Source organism: Pseudomonas thermotolerans DSM 14292 (assembly GCF_000364625.1).
In the GTDB taxonomy this organism is placed as follows: domain Bacteria; phylum Pseudomonadota; class Gammaproteobacteria; order Pseudomonadales; family Pseudomonadaceae; genus Aquipseudomonas; species Aquipseudomonas thermotolerans.
The window spans coordinates 1-17113 of record NZ_KB822628.1; the positions used below are offsets into that span (position 1 = coordinate 1).

Sequence of the window (17113 nt, forward strand, 5' to 3'; positions counted from 1 at the left end):
CGCAGGATGGTCGTCTCGTAGAGCGCTTCTTCCATGGCCGGGTCGCTGTAGCCGAACCAGTTCTGCATCAGATGGATACGTAACATGGCCATCAGCGGATAGGCTGGACGACCACCTTCACCCTTTGGGTAGTGTGGCTCGATCAGGGCAATCAATCCCTTCCACGGCACCACCTGATCCATCTCGATCAGGAACAATTCCTTACGGGTCTGCTTGCGCTTGCCGGCGTACTCGGCGTCGACGAAGGTCATCTGCTTCATGGAAGAACTCGGGGGCGGGATTACCGGCGTATTTCACCAGATTCTGGAAGTGTTTTTCAGACCATCCTTAACGCCAAGAACCCGGACAAACAGGAATCATATTGCTCAAAAATAACCACCCGGCATTAAGCCATCGATTGCCATGCCATTCGCTGGAAAGGTGCTTCGCCAACGAAAATCCCGAGGGAATGGATCTGGAGCTATTTCTGCTGAAGCGTTGTACGCCGGCCCCATCGGACATAGGCACGTAAAAGAATCGTTCGAAAGGGTCGATACCGGCAGACGCATAGCCTTCCCGCGCCCAGAAATCGCCCAGCGGACCAACGCCTTCCTCGAGCATGACTACGAACTGGGCGCGCCATTGACGGGGCAACCGGCGGCCAGGGCGAAGCCCCCAATAGCACCGGCAAGCCGCCGTGAAAATGCCCGGCCCAGGCCGTAGACGACTGAAGCACGCGCCCTGGAGCCTGGGCTGCCCCACGCGTTTCAAGTGGCAACCACAGGGCCTGAGTGTCAGCCAGACTGATCCCACCGGGGGCCATCGGCCCCATAATGACGCTCCCCTGAAGCGAATGCCTCACCTGCGGAGCCAGCCATGAGCGGCAAACCCATCAAGTTCTGGACCGACGGCGTGCCGGTGGAGCCGGAGGCCTTGCGCCAGCTGCAAAACACCGCGCAGTTGCCGTTCATCTTCAAGCACATCGCGGTGATGCCCGACGTGCACCTGGGCAAGGGCTCAACCATCGGCAGCGTGATCCCCACCGTGGGGGCGATCATCCCGGCGGCGGTGGGGGTGGACATCGGCTGCGGGATGATCGCTGCGCGCACCTCGCTGGTCGCCGCCGACCTGCCGGACAACCTGCACGGCCTACGCCGCGCCATCGAGCAAGCGGTACCCCACGGCAAGACCTTCGGCAAGCGCGACCAGGGCGCCTGGAATGACGTGCCGGCCCAGGTCGACGCGGCCTGGCGGCCGCTGGCCGAGCGCTTCCGGCGCATCACCGCCAAGTACCCACGCCTGGAGAAGACCAACAACCGCCAGCACCTCGGTACCCTGGGCACCGGCAACCACTTCATCGAGGTCTGCCTGGACGAGGAGCAGCGCGTCTGGTTCATGCTGCACAGCGGCTCACGAGGCGTCGGCAACGCCATCGGCACGCTGTTCATCGAGCTGGCCCAGGCCGACATGCGCCAGCACCTGGCCAACCTGCCGGACCGCGACCTGGCCTACTTCCAGGAGGGCAGCCGGCACTTCGACGACTACGTGGAGGCGGTAGAGTGGGCCCAGGACTTCGCCCGGCAGAACCGGGCGCTGATGATGCAGGCGGTGGTACAGGCGGCCCGCCAGGCGCTGCGCCGGCCCTTCGCGGCGGAGCTGGAGGCGGTCAACTGCCACCACAACTACGTGCAGCGCGAGTGGCACTTCGGCCAGGAGGTGCTGGTCACCCGCAAGGGCGCGCTGTCGGCGCGCCAGGGTCAGCTGGGAATCATCCCCGGTAGCATGGGGGCGAAGAGCTACATCGTCCGTGGGCTAGGCAACCCGGAGTCGTTCTGCTCGTGCAGCCACGGCGCCGGCCGGGTGATGAGCCGCGCCCAGGCGAAGAAGCGTTTCACGGTGGAGGACCAGATTCGCGCCACCGCCCATGTGGAGTGCCGCAAGGATCAGGAGGTGATCGACGAGATTCCCATGGCCTACAAGGACATCGACGCGGTGGTGGCCGCGCAGCGGGATCTGGTGGAGGTGGTGCACACCCTGCGGCAGGTGGTCTGCGTAAAGGGCTGAATGAAAAAGGCGAGGGACCGGGCTCACCCGATCGCCTCGCCTTTGCGGAAGCATCCGGCCGGGGGCCGGCAGCTTCCCGTCAGACCACACCCTGGGCGAGCATGGCGTCGGCGACTTTCACGAAGCCGGCGATGTTGGCGCCCTTCACGTAGTTGATGCGGCCGTTCTCTTCGCCGTAGTACACGCAGGCATTGTGGATGTTCTGCATGATGGCGTGCAGGCGCTGATCAACCTCGCCGGCGCTCCAGTGCAGGCGCATGGCGTTCTGGCTCATCTCCAGGCCACTGGTGGCCACACCGCCGGCGTTGGAGGCCTTGCCCGGGGCGTAGCAGATGCCGGCCTCCAGGAACAGATCCACGGCTTCCAGGGTCGAGGGCATGTTGGCGCCTTCGGCCACGCAGATGCAGCCGTTCTTCAGCAGCGCGCGGGCATCCTCGGCGTCCAGCTCGTTCTGGGTGGCGCACGGCAGGGCGATGTCGCAGGGCAGTTGCCAGGGGCGCTGGCCGGCCAGGAACTGCAGGCCGAAGTGCTCGGCCATCTCGCGGATGCGGCCGCGGCGGACGTTCTTCAGGTCCATCAGGTAGTCCCACTGCTCGCTGGTCAGGCCGGCCTCGGCGAACAGGGTACCCTCGGAGTCGGACAGGGAGATCACCTTGCCGCCGATGTCCATGACCTTCTGCGCGGCGTACTGGGCGACGTTGCCCGAGCCGGAGATGGCCACGCGCTTGCCGTCGAAGCCCTGACCGATGCGCTTGAGCATTTCCTCGGCGAAGTACACGCAGCCGTAGCCGGTGGCCTCCGGACGGATCAGGCTGCCGCCGTAGGCCAGGCCCTTGCCGGTCAGCACCGAGCTGAACTCGTTGGCCAGGCGCTTGTACTGACCGAACAGGAAGCCGATCTCGCGGGCCCCGACACCGATGTCACCGGCCGGCACGTCGAGGTCGGCACCGACGTGGCGGTACAGCTCGCTCATGAAGGACTGGCAGAAGCGCATCACTTCGCCGTCGCTCTTGCCCTTGGGATCGAAGTCCGAACCGCCCTTGCCGCCACCCATGGGCAGGGAGGTCAGGGAGTTCTTGAACACCTGCTCGAAGGCCAGGAACTTGAGCACGCCGAGGTTCACCGAAGGATGGAAGCGCAGGCCTCCCTTGTACGGGCCGATGGCGCTGCTCATCTGCACGCGGAAACCACGGTTGACCCTTACCCGACCCTGATCGTCGACCCACGGGACGCGGAACAGGATGGCCCGCTCCGGCTCGACGATGCGTTCGACGATCCCGGCCTCGAGGTAATGCGGATTGGCCTCCAGGAACGGCCACAGGCTCCGCAGCACCTCTTCCACCGCCTGATGGAACTCGGGCTGGTCGGGGTCGCGACGCTTGAGTTGGTTAAGGAAGGAATCAACGGATTGGATCATGTCTGCACCAGCACATAGTTCTAGGAATCGTGGGCGCGAGACTCTATCAATCCATCATGCACCTAGATAGTGCCAAAATGACGCTTTTATGAAAATTTTTGGTGCAAAGCTGTAAATTGCCGACGACCGGCCATGAAAAACGGGGCCTTTCGGCCCCGTTTCCCGCCTCCTCCGAAGCACCAGCTTGGCGCAACCGGAGGTGAATGCACCGTTATTGCGCCAGCTTCTTGTAGCGAACGCGGTGCGGCTGGGCGGCAGCCTCGCCGAGGCGTTTCTTGCGGTCGGCCTCGAACTCGGTGTAGTTGCCCTCGAAGAACACCACCTGGCCGTCATCCTCGTAGGAGAGGATGTGAGTGGCAATGCGGTCGAGGAACCAGCGGTCGTGGGAGATCACGATGGCCGAGCCGGGGAAGTCCAGCAGCGCCTCTTCCAGGGCGCGCAGGGTTTCCACGTCGAGGTCGTTGGAGGGTTCGTCGAGGAGCAGCACGTTGGCGCCTTGCTTGAGGGTAAGGGCCAGGTGCAGGCGGCCGCGCTCACCACCGGAGAGGTCCTTGACGAACTTCTGCTGGTCGGCGCCCTTGAAGTTGAAGCGGCCGACGTAGCCACGCGAGGACACCTCGTAGTTGCCCACCTTGATCACGTCGAAGCCGTCGGAGATCTGCTCCCAGACGGTCTTGTTGCCGTCCAGGTTATCGCGGCTCTGGTCGACGCTGGCGATCTGCACGGTCTCGCCGATCTCGATGGTGCCGGAATCCGGCTGTTCCTTGCCGGTGATCATGCGGAACAGGGTGGACTTGCCCGCGCCGTTGCCGCCGATCACCCCGACGATGGCGCCCTTAGGAATGCTGAACGACAGGTTGTCGATCAACACGCGGTCGCCATAGGCCTTGCTGACGTTGTGCAGCTCGATGACCTTGTCGCCCAGGCGCGGACCGGCCGGAATGTAGATCTCGTTGGTCTCGCTGCGCTTCTGGAATTCCTGCGACTGCATCTCCTCGAAGCGCTGCAGACGTGCCTTGGACTTGGCCTGGCGGCCCTTGGCGCCCTGGCGCACCCATTCCAGCTCGGCCTTCATGGCCTTGGCGTGGGCGGCTTCCTGCTTGGCCTCCTGAGCCAGGCGGGCGGCCTTGGCCTCCAGCCACTGCGAGTAGTTGCCCTCGAAGGGGATGCCGTGGCCGCGGTCCAGCTCGAGGATCCAGCCGGCGACGTTGTCGAGGAAGTAGCGGTCGTGGGTGATGGCCACCACGGTGCCCGGGAAGTCCTTGAGGAAGTGTTCCAGCCAGGCTACCGAGTCGGCGTCCAGGTGGTTGGTCGGCTCGTCCAGCAGCAGCATGTCCGGGGCAGACAGCAGCAGGCGGCAGAGCGCCACGCGGCGCTTCTCGCCACCGGACAGGTGCTCGACCTTGGCCTCCCACGGCGGCAGACGCAGGGCGTCGGCGGCGACCTCCAGCTGGCGCTCCAGGTTGTGGCCGTCGGCGGCCTGCAGGATGGCCTCCAGGCGGGCCTGCTCGGCGGCCAAGGCGTCGAAGTCGGCATCCGGCTCGGCGTAGGCGGCGTACACCTCGTCGAGACGCGCCTGGGCCTCCTTGATCTCGGACACGGCTTCCTCGACCACCTCGCGCACAGTCTTCTCCGGATCGAGCTGCGGCTCCTGCGGCAGGTAGCCGACCTTGATCCCCGGCATCGGCCGGGCTTCGCCGTCGAACTCGGTGTCGACGCCGGCCATGATGCGCAGCAGGGTGGACTTGCCCGCGCCGTTCAGGCCAAGCACGCCGATCTTGGCGCCGGGGAAGAAGGACAGGGAAATATCCTTGAGGATTTCACGCTTCGGGGGAACGACCTTGCTCACCCGATGCATGGTGTAGACGTATTGAGCCAAGACGAAAACCTCGCAGAAAGATTAAATGGCGCAAACCTTGAATCATACGTCAGAGCGTGGGCGCTGAGCCAATCACCAGACAGGCATTCCGCCGCCTCTGCGCCCCGGCCCGCCACCCCGGAGCCTTCTGGAGCGCCCCCTGACTCTCTCCGCCCGCCCACGCCCGGGACTCGCGACGAAAGAATGGCGCCAGACAGTCGACAAAGCCTCTGGCACATCGCCATAATCGCTCGCATTTTGAAGGAGTCCCGGCCCGGCAGCGCCCGACCGGCGGTCTGCCGCCGGACCTTCATGCTCCGGAAAGGATGCCGATACCCCCTGGTACCGCGGATCGGCGCCGGGTACCGCCCAGGGCCGTACCCGTCATGCGACAGCAGGATCTCAACCCGTGCCCACGACACCGCCCCTCCCTCCGCTGCGCACCAGCGACGCCCAGCGGCCGGTCAGCCGCTTCCACGCCGCGCTGCACGGCCTGCTGCTGGCCCTCGCCCTGCTGCTGCCGGTGCTGATCGGCTGGCACCTGCACGGGCTGCTGCGCGACGACCTGCCCCCCGTCCCCGGCAAGCTGGCCCTGCTGGGGCTTGCCGGGCTGCTGGTGCTGGTCATCTTCGGCCGCCAGCTGCGCGTGCTGCTGGCCCAGCAGCGCGCCCGGCAGATCATGCACGCGGCCCACCGCCGTCATCGGGGACTCTTCGAGGGCACCGGCAGCGGCCTCTGCGTCCTCGATCTGAGCGGCCTGCCTGCACAGTTCGCCCGCCTTGGTCTGAACAGCGTCGACGACCTGCAGTGCTGGCTGGCCACCCATCCCAAGCGCCACCACGAGCTGCTCCGCCACCTGCGCCTCAACGACGCCAACCAGATGGCACTGCACCTGCTCGACCTGGATTCCGCCGACGCCATCGGCGCCTACCTGCTCGGCCATGCCCCGCTGCCCCCGGACAGCTTTCGCTGCCGCCTGATGGGCGCCCTGCTCAACGGCGACCGGCTGATCGAGACGGAACGGCGCATCCTCACCCCACGCGGACACGAGCGCTACCTGTGGTTCCAGGTGTTGATCCCCGAGCAGGCCAGCGACCTCGACTCGGTGCCGCTGAGCATCCACGACGTCACCGCCCGCAAGCGCATCGAACTGTCGCTGGTGGAACGCGAGCGCTTCTGGTCCCAAGTGATCAACAGCCTACCCGACACTCTCTACGTCCACGATATCCGCAATGGCCAGGTGCTGTTCCACAACCACCGCCTCGGCCCGGAGCTGGGCTACAGCCGCGACGAGCTGCGCGCCCTGGGCGAGCGCATCTGGGAGAAGATCCTCCACCCCGACGACCTGGAGCTGTACCAGCGGGTGCGCAACGCCCAGCAGGTGATCGGCGCCGGCCAGCTGCTCACCTGCCAGCTGCGCTGGCGGCACCGCAACGGCACCTGGCGCTGGTTCGACATCCGCGAGCAGGCCCTGAGCCGCGACGAGCACGGCCGGGTCAGCCGGCTGGTCGGGGTGGCCAAGGACATCACCGAGCAGATCGAGGCCGACCAGTCGCTGCGCGCCAGCGAGCAGCGCTACCGGCTGCTGGCGGAGAGCATCAGCGACATCATCTACTCCACCGACCGCGACTTCGAGCTCAACTACGTCAGCCCCTCGGCACAGACCGTGCTCGGCTATGACAACGACTGGCTGCTGGAGAACGGCCTGCACGGCATCCTCGCCAACCCCGTCCAGCTGGAGGGCGCCTACGCCATCCGCGACCACCTGCGCGACGCCCTGGGCGACCCCCAGCTGCTGGCCGAACTGCGCAAGCAGCTGCAACCGCAGATGTTCGTGTTCGACGCCCTGCACGCCGATGGCCGCAAGATCCCCATGGAACTGCGCCTGAGCCTGATGTGGGACGCCAATGGCGGCTTCGAGGGCCTGCTCGGCGTAGCCCGCGACGTCAGCATGCAGCGGCGCGCCGAGAAGGAGCTGCGCATGGCCGCCACGGTGTTCGCGCACTCCACCTCGGCGATCCTGGTCACCGACCCGGCCGGCTACATCGTGCAGGTCAACGAGGCCTTCACCCGGGTCACTGGTTACCAGCCCGCGGAGGTGCTCGACCAGCGCCCCGGCATACTCACCGCCGACCGCCAGCAGGCCCAGCACCTGGAATACCTGCTGCGTCAGCTCAGCCTGCAGGGCAGCTGGGAAGGCGAGCTGTGGCTGAAGCGCCGCAACGACAAGCCCTATCCGGCCTGGATGGGCATCACCGCGGTACAGGACGACGAGGGCGACCTGGTCAGCTACGTGTGCTTCTTCAGCGACATCAGCGAGCGCAAGGCCAGCGAGCAGCGCATCCACCGCCTGGCCTACTACGACACCCTCACCCACCTACCCAACCGCACCCTGTTCCAGGACCGCCTGCACAACGCCCTGCAGTACGCCGAGCGCAACCGGGAGTGGGTGGTGCTGATGTTCCTCGACCTGGACCGCTTCAAGCCGATCAACGACTCCCTCGGCCATGCCGCCGGCGACCGCATGCTCAAGGACGTGGCGATCCGCCTGACCGCCTGCGTCTCCGAAGACGACACCGTGGCGCGCATGGGCGGCGACGAGTTCACCCTGCTACTGCAACCGCGCAGCAGCCGCGAGAACGCCCTGAACCGCGCCATCCACGTCGCCGAGCAGATCCTCGCCAGCCTGACCCGACCGTTCATCCTCGAAGGCCGCGAGTTCTTCGTCACCGCCAGCATCGGCATCGCCCTGAGCCCCCAGGACGGCAGCGAGCTGAGCCAGCTGATGAAGAACGCCGACACCGCCATGTACCACGCCAAGGAGCGCGGCAAGAACAACTTCCAGTTCTACCAGAAGGAGATGAACGCCACCGCCCTCGAGCGCCTAGAACTGGAGAGCGATCTGCGCCACGCCCTGGAGCAGAACGAGTTCGTCCTCCACTACCAGCCGCAGTTCAGCGGCCAGGGCCAGCACCTGAGCGGCGCCGAAGCGCTGCTGCGCTGGCACCATCCGAAGCGCGGCCAGGTGCCCCCGGACCAGTTCATCCCGGTGCTCGAGGAGCTGGGCCTGGTGGTGCAGGTCGGCGACTGGGTGCTCGGCGAGGTCTGCCGCCAGCTCCGCCACTGGCAGGACCGCGGCATCCACATTCCCAAGGTGGCGGTCAACCTGTCGCCCCGGCAGTTCGCCGAGGGCGGCCTGAGCGAGCGTATCGCCGCCATCCTCGCGGAAACCGGAGTGGCCCCGGGCTGCCTAGAGCTGGAGATCACCGAAAGCATCCTGATGCACGATGTCGACGCTGCCATGCACACCCTGGCCGAGCTCAAGCACCTCGGCCTGTCGGTGGCGGTGGACGACTTCGGCACCGGCTACTCCTCGCTCAACTACCTGAAGCGCTTCCCCATCGACGTGCTGAAGATCGACCGCAGCTTCGTCGACGGCCTGCCGGACGGCGAGCAGGACGCGCAGATCGCCCGCGCCATCATCGCCATGGCCCACAGCCTGAACCTCACGGTGGTCGCCGAGGGCGTGGAAAGCCACGCCCAGCTGCGCTTCCTCCGCGAGCACGGCTGCGACAAGGTGCAGGGCTTCCTGCTCGGCCGGCCGATGCCCGCCCCGCAGCTAGCCGCACAGTTCGGCGGCACTGCGCTGTTCATGCTCGAGCTCTAGGCCCCGGCGCCGCCAGGCCGCGGAGCCCGGGATACGCGGGCGGTCCATGAGGTCCGCTTGTCCGCGACGTGACCGTCCTTCATACCCCTCTTGCGGCCAGATGGGGTAAAATGCGCGACCTTCTCCCCGCACCGATCCTTAGAGGACCGCCATGTTCAGCCGTGATTTGACCCTCGCCCGCTACGATGCCGAACTCTTTGCCGCTATGGAGCAGGAAGCCAAGCGTCAGGAAGAGCACATCGAGCTCATCGCCTCCGAGAACTACACCAGCCCGGCGGTGATGGAAGCCCAGGGCAGCGTGCTGACCAACAAGTACGCCGAAGGCTATCCGGGCAAGCGCTACTACGGCGGTTGCGAGTTCGTCGACATCGTCGAGCAGCTGGCCATCGACCGCGCCAAGCAGCTGTTCGGCGCCGACTACGCCAACGTCCAGCCGCACTCCGGCTCCCAGGCCAACGCCGCCGTCTACCTGGCGCTGCTGAACCCGGGCGACACCATCCTCGGCATGAGCCTGGCCCACGGCGGGCACCTGACCCACGGCGCCAGCGTGTCCTCCTCCGGCAAGCTGTACAACGCCGTGCAGTACGGCATCGACGCCAACGGCCTGATCGACTACGACGAGGTCGAGCGTCTGGCCGTCGAGCACAAGCCGAAGGTGATCGTCGCCGGTTTCTCCGCCTACTCGCAGATCCTCGACTTCCCGCGCTTCCGCGCCATCGCCGACAAGGTCGGGGCCTACCTGTTCGTCGACATGGCCCACGTGGCCGGTCTGGTCGCCGCCGGCGTGTACCCCAACCCGGTGCCCTTCGCCGACGTGGTCACCACCACCACCCACAAGACCCTGCGCGGTCCGCGCGGCGGCCTGATCCTCGCCCGCAAGAACGAGGAGATCGAGAAGAAGCTCAACTCCGCGGTGTTCCCTGGCGGCCAGGGCGGCCCCCTGGAGCACGTGATCGCCGCCAAGGCCGTGTGCTTCAAGGAAGCCCTGCAGCCCGAGTTCAAGGAATACCAGAAGCAGGTGGTGAAGAACGCCCAGACCATGGCTCAGGTGTTCATCGAGCGCGGCTTCGACGTGGTTTCCGGCGGCACCCAGAACCACCTGTTCCTGCTGTCCCTGATCAAGCAGGATATCACCGGCAAGGACGCGGACGCCGCCCTGGGCCGCGCCTACATCACCGTGAACAAGAACAGCGTGCCGAACGACCCGCGCTCTCCGTTCGTCACCTCCGGCCTGCGCATCGGCACCCCGGCGGTGACCACCCGCGGCTTCAAGGAAGCCGAGTGCCGCGAGCTGGCCGGCTGGATCTGCGACATCCTCGAGAACATGGGCGACGAATCGGTCATCGACCGCGTGCGCGAGCAGGTCAAGGCGGTCTGCGCCAAGTTCCCGGTGTACGGCAACTGAGCCCCACCCGGTGATACCCGAAAGCCCGGCCCCTGCGCCGGGCTTTCTGCTTCTGCGCCCCGGCACGGATGACGGGCGCGACCGGCAGCCCCGCCACCTTGGCGCCTGCCGCTGGAAATCTACCGACCGGCGTGGATCATGGACGCGCCGGTCAGTCCATCCGTGAGGTAGCCTAGATGAGACAGATCAAACGCAACCGACTGGAAAGCTTCAGCGCCCGGGAGTTCGACGACCCGCTGGACCTCGACATGCTGGAGGACGACTTCGCGCCGCCAGCCACCCCGCGCAAGCCGGGCCACCGCCAGCGCGGCCTAAGCCTGCAGATCGCCCTGGGCATCTGGCTCGGCGGCATGGCTCTGATGATCACCTGGCTGCTGGTTTTCATCCTGGCCGGCAGCCTGCTGAACGGCGACTTCAGCATCCGCATCGACGGCCTGCCTCCACAGCAGGAGCAGCCCCTCCAGCCGCCCGCCCCCGGGCGCGGCTGACGCCGCCTAGCGCGGGCGGTTGGCGAGCAGCAGACCGGCGAAGATCAGCCCGCCCCCGGCCCAGTGATAGGGCTGCAGGCCCTCACCAAGCAGCAGCCAGGCGAGCAGCGCGGTGAACACCGGCAGCAGGTAGTTGCTGAGCGCCGCCCGGGCGGCACCGAGCACCTGGGTGCCGTGGTTCCACAGGAAGTAAGCGACCAGCGAAGCGCACAGCGCCGTGTAGCCGATCGCCGCGAGGTTCTCCACGGACGGCGCGAAGTGCGCGCCGCTGGCCAGCTCCCAAAGGAAGAACGGGAGCAGCAGCGGCACGCCGAGGAGGATCAGCGCGCCCAGCAGGACCAGCCCGGGCACCGCCTGGAGCAGCCCGGCCCAGCGTCGCAGCAGCAGGGTATAGAGCGCCCAGTCGCACACTGCGAGGAGCATCAGGAGGTCGCCGGGATTGAACGACAGCCCGGCCAGCGCGCGCCAGTCGCCGCGGCTGATCAGCCAGAGCAGGCCCAGGCTGGCCACGCCGATGCCGGCCCAGGCACGCCGGCTCGGCCATTCGCCGAGCAGCACTCCGGAGCCCAGGAACATCGCCAGCGGCAGGCAGGTGTTGACCAGGGTCAGGTTGAGCGCCACCGTGCTGTGCGCGGCGGTGTAGAGCAGGCTGTTGTAGGCGGAGATGCCCAGCGCGGCGAGCAGCCAGAGGCGCCAGCCGGCGCGGCACAGCTGCTGGCGATGACGCCACAGCGGCGCGGCGACGAAGGGTAGCAGCATCACCAGAGCCAGGCTCCAGCGCCAGAAGGCCAGGCTGACGGGCGGGATGGCGTCGCTGAAGGCGCGCGCCACCAGGGCATTGCCGGCCCAGAACAGGCAGGCCAGCACCAGCCCGCCCCAGGCCAGGGCCGGGGAAGTCTTCACGCTAGCCATCAGCGCGACCCGACCGGACTCAGGCGGTACTGCAGCGGGATCTGCTCCAGGCTGCTGACCGTGACGTTGAGGTCCTTCCAGCGGCCGTCCTTGATGCCGTAGATGCAGCCGTGCACCGCCAGCGGCTGGCCGCGGTGCCAGGCGTTCTGCACGATGCTGGTGTGGCTGACGTTGGCCACCTGCTGGATCACGTTGAGCTCGCAGAGGCGGTCGAGGCGCTCCTCCTCGCTGGCGAACTGGGCGAGGTGCTCGCGCTGCTCGTAGCAGAGGTCGCGGATGCTGCGCAGCCAGCCGTCGATCAGGCCCAGTTGGGCGTCCTGCATGGCCGCGCGCACGCCGCCGCAGCCGTAGTGGCCGGTCACCAGGATGTGGCGGACCTTGAGCACGTCCACCGCGTACTGGATCACCGACAGGCAGTTGAGATCGGTGTGCAGCACCACGTTGGCGACGTTGCGGTGCACGAACAGCTCGCCGGGCAGCAGGCCGACGATCTCGTTGGCCGGCACCCGGGCATCGGAGCAGCCGATCCACAGATACTCTGGAGTCTGCTGCCCGACCAGCTTGGCGAAGAACTGCGGATCCTGCCGGGTGATGGCCTCGGCCCAACGCCGGTTGTTGTCGAACAGCTCTTGCAGGTCACTCATCGCAGACTCCTCCTGAAGCTGGCGCACCTTACGAAGGTGCCTACAGTTTGGCAACCCGCCCGCGCGCGAGGCGCCAGCCCAGCCAGAGGACGCCCAGCAGTAGCACCGCCAGCAGCGCGGCGGTGCCCCACTACAGGTAACCGGCATTGCGGAACAGCTCCTGCGGCGACAGGCTGGCGTGGCGAATCATCCGCTGCTCGGCGGCCGCGCCCTGGGTGGGGATGTCGGCCAGGCCGTCGCCGTCCAGGTCCGGCAGGCGGCGCACATGGTCGAGCAGCGCCTGCCATTCCTTGTACTCCTGCACTCCGGGGCGCTGCGGATCGGCGTCCACCACCGCCTCGCGCAGCGCGGCGAAGGGCCGGCCGCCGGCGTCCTTGGGCACCACGTCGAGCAGCCCCTTGGTGAGTTCCGGAATCAGCCAGGTGAAGCTGGCCACGTAGCTGCTCGCCGCCACGCTGTACAGGCGTGGCGCGGCGAGGTCGAGCTCCTGGTAGCCGCGCGCCTCGTCGCCGATCTCGATGCGGCTGACGCGATCGAAGGGCACCCGCCAGGGGTTGTAGGTGAGACGCAGGCCGGAGACCCGCGGGAAGTAGCTGTCGCTGTCGCGCAACTGGTAGGCGAGCAGCAGCACCTCGAGGATGTGTTTGATCTCCCGGCCAGTGAAATACACCTTGACCAGCGGGTAGCCCGGCGCCTCGTCGTATTCGCCGATGCCCAGCGGGGCGATGCGGAACAGGTCGGAGACCGCCTGCACCCCGCTACGCCCCCGGATGAGGTCGTCACGAATGGTGCCGTTGCCGGTGAACGCCAGCTCGGCGTCCACCGCCTTGCGCAGGGCGTCGGTGACCAGGTTGGCGAGCACCTGGTCCTCGTAGGCGCGGGTCAGGCGGCGGTCAACCCGTGCCAGCGGCAGGTCGAAGCGGTAGCCGAGGGGCGCCAGCATGCGCTCGTCCAGCGCCTGCTTGAGCGCGTCTACCTCGCGGCTGATGGCCGGGTCGCCGGGAATCCGGTCGTCGATGGGATGCAGGCGGTAATCGAGCATCCTCATCCTGCCGTCGTCAGCGACGGCCATGCGCAGCTCACCGAGATACTGGATCTCCGAGCCGGCCTGCAGCACCGGTACGCCGTTGACCAGCAACGGCTCGGCCAGCGCGGTATGCGAGTGACCGCCGACCACGATGTCCAGGCCTGGCACCTGCTCGGCCAGCTCCACGTCCTCGCCGCGCCAGTTGCCGTCCGCCTGGCGGCTGACCCCCATGTGCGAGAGTGCGATCACCACGTCCACCCGCTCCTGCTCGCGCAACCGCTTGACCATCTTCCGGGCGCTCTCGACGGGATCGGCGAAGCGCACCGGCCTGGCCAGGGGCGCCACCTCAGCGGCATCGCGGCCGAGCAGGCCGAACAGCCCGAAGCGGAGGCCGCCGCGCTCGATCACCAGGTAGGGACGGATGCGCCCGGCCCGCTGGTGGGCCTCGAGAGCATCGTCCTCGGCGCTGTCCGGATCGAAGCGGAGGTTGCTGGAGAGCACCGGCAGCAGCTGTGCACCTAGGGCACGGTGCGCGGCGTCGAGCATTGCGGCGAGGCCCTTGGGGCGAAAGTCGAATTCGTGGTTGCCGAGGGTGGTAGCGTCGTAGCCCAGGCGGCTCAGCAGACGCAACTCACCGGCGTACTCGCGGGTGACGGTGTGGAACAGGGTGCCCATGGTGAAGTCGCCGGCATCCAGCAGCAGCACCGGCTGTTCCCCCGCCGCCGCGCGGCGCTCGTCGATCAGGCTGGCCAGGCGGGCGACGCCTCCGACGGTGTCGTCGTCTCCGGTGGTTTCCGGGCTGTACTCGGTGTTCGGCCCGTAACCGAGCAGGCGCGACTGCCAGTCATTGGTATGCAGCAGGGTGAACTGGCGCTCGGCGGCGCCGGCCGGGCCGGCGGCGAGCAGACCGAAGAGGATCAGCAGAGCACGCAGCATGGGCATCCTTGGCAAGTGTGGAAGGGGGCATGAGGCCTGCAGCCTAGGCCAGTCGGGACGTACCGGACAAAGCGCCACCCGCCAGGGCAGGTGACGAAACGGGACAGCCCGTCAGTCGAGCAGGGTGCAGGCCATCACCAGGGCATCCTCGCGGCCGCCCACGGCCGGGTAGTAGTCGCGGCGCCGGCCGATCTCGTTGAAGCCGTAGCGCTCGTAGAGGCGGTAGGCGGTCTGGTTGCTGGCGCGCACCTCAAGGAAGCATTCCCGGGCGTTCAGCTCCATGGCCCGGCGCATCAGGTGGTCGAGCAGGCGCAGGCCGAGGCCACGGCCCTGGCTTTCCGGCTTGACGGTGATGTTCAGCAGGTGCGCCTCGTCGAGGATCACGTTGATCACCCCGTGGCCGACCTGCTGGCTGCCTTGGAACATCAGCCAGCATTCGTAGGACTTCAGGGCGTCCTGGAAGATGCCGCGGGTCCAGGGGTGGCTGAAGGCGGCATATTCGATCTTCAGCACGGCATCGAGATCCGCCTCGGTCATCCGGCGGAAGGAAATGGCGTCGTCACTCATCTCGGCTGTCGTTCCAGCGCCGCATCACCCGCTGCATGGCACGCCACAGTTCGGCCTTGCGCTGCGGCTCCTCCATCAGCAGCTCCAGGCCCGGCAGCGCCCAGGCATTGCCCAGGCCGTCGACCTGCAACTCACGGTTGAAAGCTTCGGCATCCGCCTCGCCGGCGAAACGAACCGCCGGCAGGCCGACCAACCACAGGCAGGCGCAAGGCTGTGCCTCCAACTGGGCGGCGACGAAGCCCTGCACGTACTCCAGCGCGGCCTGCGATCCCTGGTCGAGGGAGCCGCGGGTGATCAGCGGCCAGCGCACCGGCTCGCCGATCAGTTGCGGGCTGTCCGGCAGGCCGGCGGCGCGCAGCAGGTCCTTGAGCAGCAGGTAGGCCGGATCTCGGCTCTGGAAGGGCTCGCCGGTGGGCAGCTCGACCAGCACCAGGCACAGGCCGGCGCGCAGCAACTGCAGGGCGAAGCGTGGTGGCGCGGCGCGCTCCGGCGCAGCCGGCGCGGGAGCGGCTTCGGCTTGGGATCCGGGCTCGACCGCCGGCACCGGGGCCGGCGATGGAGCGGAAGGTTTGAGCCGCTCGACCAGCGCGGCGGCCAGGTTGCCCGTCCCCGGCGTCACGGCGGCGGCCGCACGCTCCTCCACCACGGGCGCGGCCGGGGCCTGCGGGGCGACCGGCGGCTCGGGCTCGGCGCGGGCCAGCACCTCGGGGCGCGAGGGGGCGGCGAACGGCAGGGCGACGCGCGGAATCCAGCTGACCACCTGCATGGCGTTCAGATAGGCGCGGCGACGCGGTTCGGTCAGCATGGGCTTGGACTCACCACAGGGGGTCGGGCGGGGCGAAGGATTGTCGCGTGAAATGCGCGGGACGGGAAGCCCGGGCCGCGCGGCCCGGGCCGGAGGGGATCACTGATCCCAGGGACGGTCGCCGTTGGCGTCCTTGATGCGGGTCGGCAGGCCCATGTTGTCGAGCAGGTGCAGGAAGGGCTCCGGCGGCAACTCCTCGACGTTGACCATGCGCTCGGCGTCCCACTCGCCGCGGGCGATCAGCAGGGCGGCTGCCACCGGCGGCACGCCGGCGGTGTAGGAGATGCCCTGGCTGTCGGTCTCGGCGTAGGCCTCCTCGTGGTCGGCCACGTTGTAGATGAACAGCTCACGCGGCTGGCCATCCTTGGTGCCCTTGACCAAGTCGCCGATGCAGGTCTTGCCGGTGTAGTTCGGCGCCAGCGAGGCCGGGTCGGGCAGCACGGCCTTGACCACCTTGAGCGGCACCACCTCCAGGCCCTCGGCAGTACGCACCGGCTGCTCGGAAAGCAGGCCGAGGTTCTTCAGCACGGTGAACACGTTGATGTAGTGGTCGCCGAAGCTCATCCAGAAGCGGATGTTGGGCACGTCGAGGTTCTTGGACAGCGAGTGGATCTCGTCGTGGCCGGTCAGGTAGAGGTTCTGCGTGCCGACCACCGGCAGGTCGTCGGTGCGCTTGACCTCGAACATCTTGTTGCTGGTCCACTGGCCGTTCTGCCAGCTCCACACCTGGCCGGTGAACTCGCGGAAGTTGATCTCCGGGTCGAAGTTGGTGGCGAAGTACTTGCCGTGGGAGCCGGCGTTGACGTCGAGGATGTCGATGGAGTCGATCTTGTCGAAGTGCTGCTTCTGCGCCAGGGCGGCGTAGGCGTTCACTACGCCGGGGTCGAAGCCGACGCCGAGGATCGCGGTGATTTTCTTCGCCTGGCACTCCTCGAGGTGCTTCCACTCGTAGTTGCCGTACCACGGCGGAGTCTCGCAGATCTTGTTCGGTTCCTCGTGGATCGCGGTATCCAGGTAGGCAGCTCCCGTATCGATGCAGGCACGCAATACGGACATGTTGAGAAAAGCCGAACCCACATTGATGACGATCTGCGACTGGGTGTCGCGGATCAGAGCCTTGGTCGCCTCGACATCCAGAGCGTTCAAGGCATAAGCCTTGAGTTCGGCCGGCACCTTGAGGCTGCCCTTGGCCTTGACGCTGTCGATGATGGCCTGGCACTTGGCGATGCTGCGCGAAGCGATGACGATGTTCCCCAACTCGTCGTTGTGCTGCGCACACTTGTGGGCCACCACCTTGGCCACACCACCCGCACCAATGATCAGGACGTTTTTCTTCATTTACTG

At 67.2% G+C, this 17113-nt stretch carries 13 protein-coding genes; 4 read left to right on the plus strand and 9 right to left on the minus strand.

Annotation, left to right across the window (positions count from 1 at the left end; translation table 11 throughout):
* The coding region (locus H165_RS0116745) for an IS5/IS1182 family transposase (protein WP_017940097.1) at positions 1-260 on the minus strand (260 nt) is incomplete at its 3' end.
* 595 nt (positions 261-855) lie between these two features.
* On the opposite strand from H165_RS0116745, the gene H165_RS0116750 reads away from it, so the two are divergent.
* Positions 856-2043, plus strand: a complete 1188-nt coding sequence (locus tag H165_RS0116750) for an RtcB family protein (RefSeq protein ID WP_017940098.1) — start codon at positions 856-858, stop codon at positions 2041-2043.
* Between the two features lie 79 nt (positions 2044-2122).
* On the opposite strand, the gene gdhA is transcribed toward H165_RS0116750, so the two are convergent.
* The gene (gene gdhA, locus H165_RS0116755) at positions 2123-3460 is read right to left on the minus strand and encodes an NADP-specific glutamate dehydrogenase (protein ID WP_017940099.1); all 1338 of its coding nucleotides are present in this window, start codon (positions 3458-3460) and stop codon (positions 2123-2125) included.
* Between the two features lie 211 nt (positions 3461-3671).
* Positions 3672-5339, minus strand: a complete 1668-nt coding sequence (gene ettA, locus H165_RS0116760) for an energy-dependent translational throttle protein EttA (RefSeq protein ID WP_026146693.1) — start codon at positions 5337-5339, stop codon at positions 3672-3674.
* Between the two features lie 388 nt (positions 5340-5727).
* Here ettA and H165_RS0116765 point away from each other — a divergent pair, with 388 nt between their 5' ends.
* The 3 genes from H165_RS0116765 (at position 5728) to H165_RS19845 (ending at position 10878) form a co-directional block, all read left to right on the plus strand.
* Complete coding sequence (locus tag H165_RS0116765) at positions 5728-8985, plus strand: bifunctional diguanylate cyclase/phosphodiesterase (RefSeq protein WP_017940101.1); 3258 nt, start codon at positions 5728-5730, stop codon at positions 8983-8985.
* A gap of 151 nt (positions 8986-9136) precedes the next feature.
* On the plus strand, positions 9137-10390 hold the full coding sequence (gene glyA, locus H165_RS0116770; RefSeq protein WP_017940102.1) for a serine hydroxymethyltransferase: 1254 nt from the start codon (positions 9137-9139) through the stop codon (positions 10388-10390).
* A 176-nt stretch (positions 10391-10566) separates the two neighbouring features.
* Positions 10567-10878: a hypothetical protein gene (locus tag H165_RS19845; protein ID WP_017940103.1), complete on the plus strand. Its 312-nt coding sequence runs from the start codon at positions 10567-10569 to the stop codon at positions 10876-10878.
* A 6-nt stretch (positions 10879-10884) separates the two neighbouring features.
* Here H165_RS19845 and H165_RS0116780 read toward each other — a convergent pair whose 3' ends face one another.
* From H165_RS0116780 to H165_RS0116805, 6 genes are all read right to left on the minus strand, one after another.
* Positions 10885-11790, minus strand: a complete 906-nt coding sequence (locus tag H165_RS0116780; protein WP_017940104.1) for a DMT family transporter — start codon at positions 11788-11790, stop codon at positions 10885-10887.
* Entirely contained in the window at positions 11790-12434 is a 645-nt protein-coding gene (can, locus tag H165_RS0116785; protein WP_017940105.1) for a carbonate dehydratase, read from the minus strand. Before can ends, H165_RS0116780 begins: the two co-directional genes overlap by 1 nt.
* 130 nt (positions 12435-12564) lie before the next feature.
* The gene (locus H165_RS18765) at positions 12565-14397 is read right to left on the minus strand and encodes a bifunctional metallophosphatase/5'-nucleotidase (RefSeq protein WP_017940106.1); all 1833 of its coding nucleotides are present in this window, start codon (positions 14395-14397) and stop codon (positions 12565-12567) included.
* Positions 14398-14508: 111 nt separating this feature from the next.
* Complete coding sequence (gene rimI, locus H165_RS0116795; protein WP_017940107.1) at positions 14509-14964, minus strand: ribosomal protein S18-alanine N-acetyltransferase; 456 nt, start codon at positions 14962-14964, stop codon at positions 14509-14511.
* Positions 14957-15769 carry a hypothetical protein gene (locus H165_RS0116800; RefSeq protein WP_017940108.1) on the minus strand — a complete coding sequence of 271 codons (813 nt, stop codon included), beginning with the start codon at positions 15767-15769 and terminating at the stop codon, positions 14957-14959. The genes rimI and H165_RS0116800 overlap by 8 nt, the downstream gene beginning before the upstream one ends.
* Positions 15770-15868: 99 nt before the next feature.
* Positions 15869-17107, minus strand: coding sequence for a saccharopine dehydrogenase family protein (locus H165_RS0116805; protein ID WP_017940109.1), 1239 nt, complete (start codon positions 17105-17107; stop codon positions 15869-15871).
* Between the last annotated feature and the right edge of the window lie 6 nt (positions 17108-17113).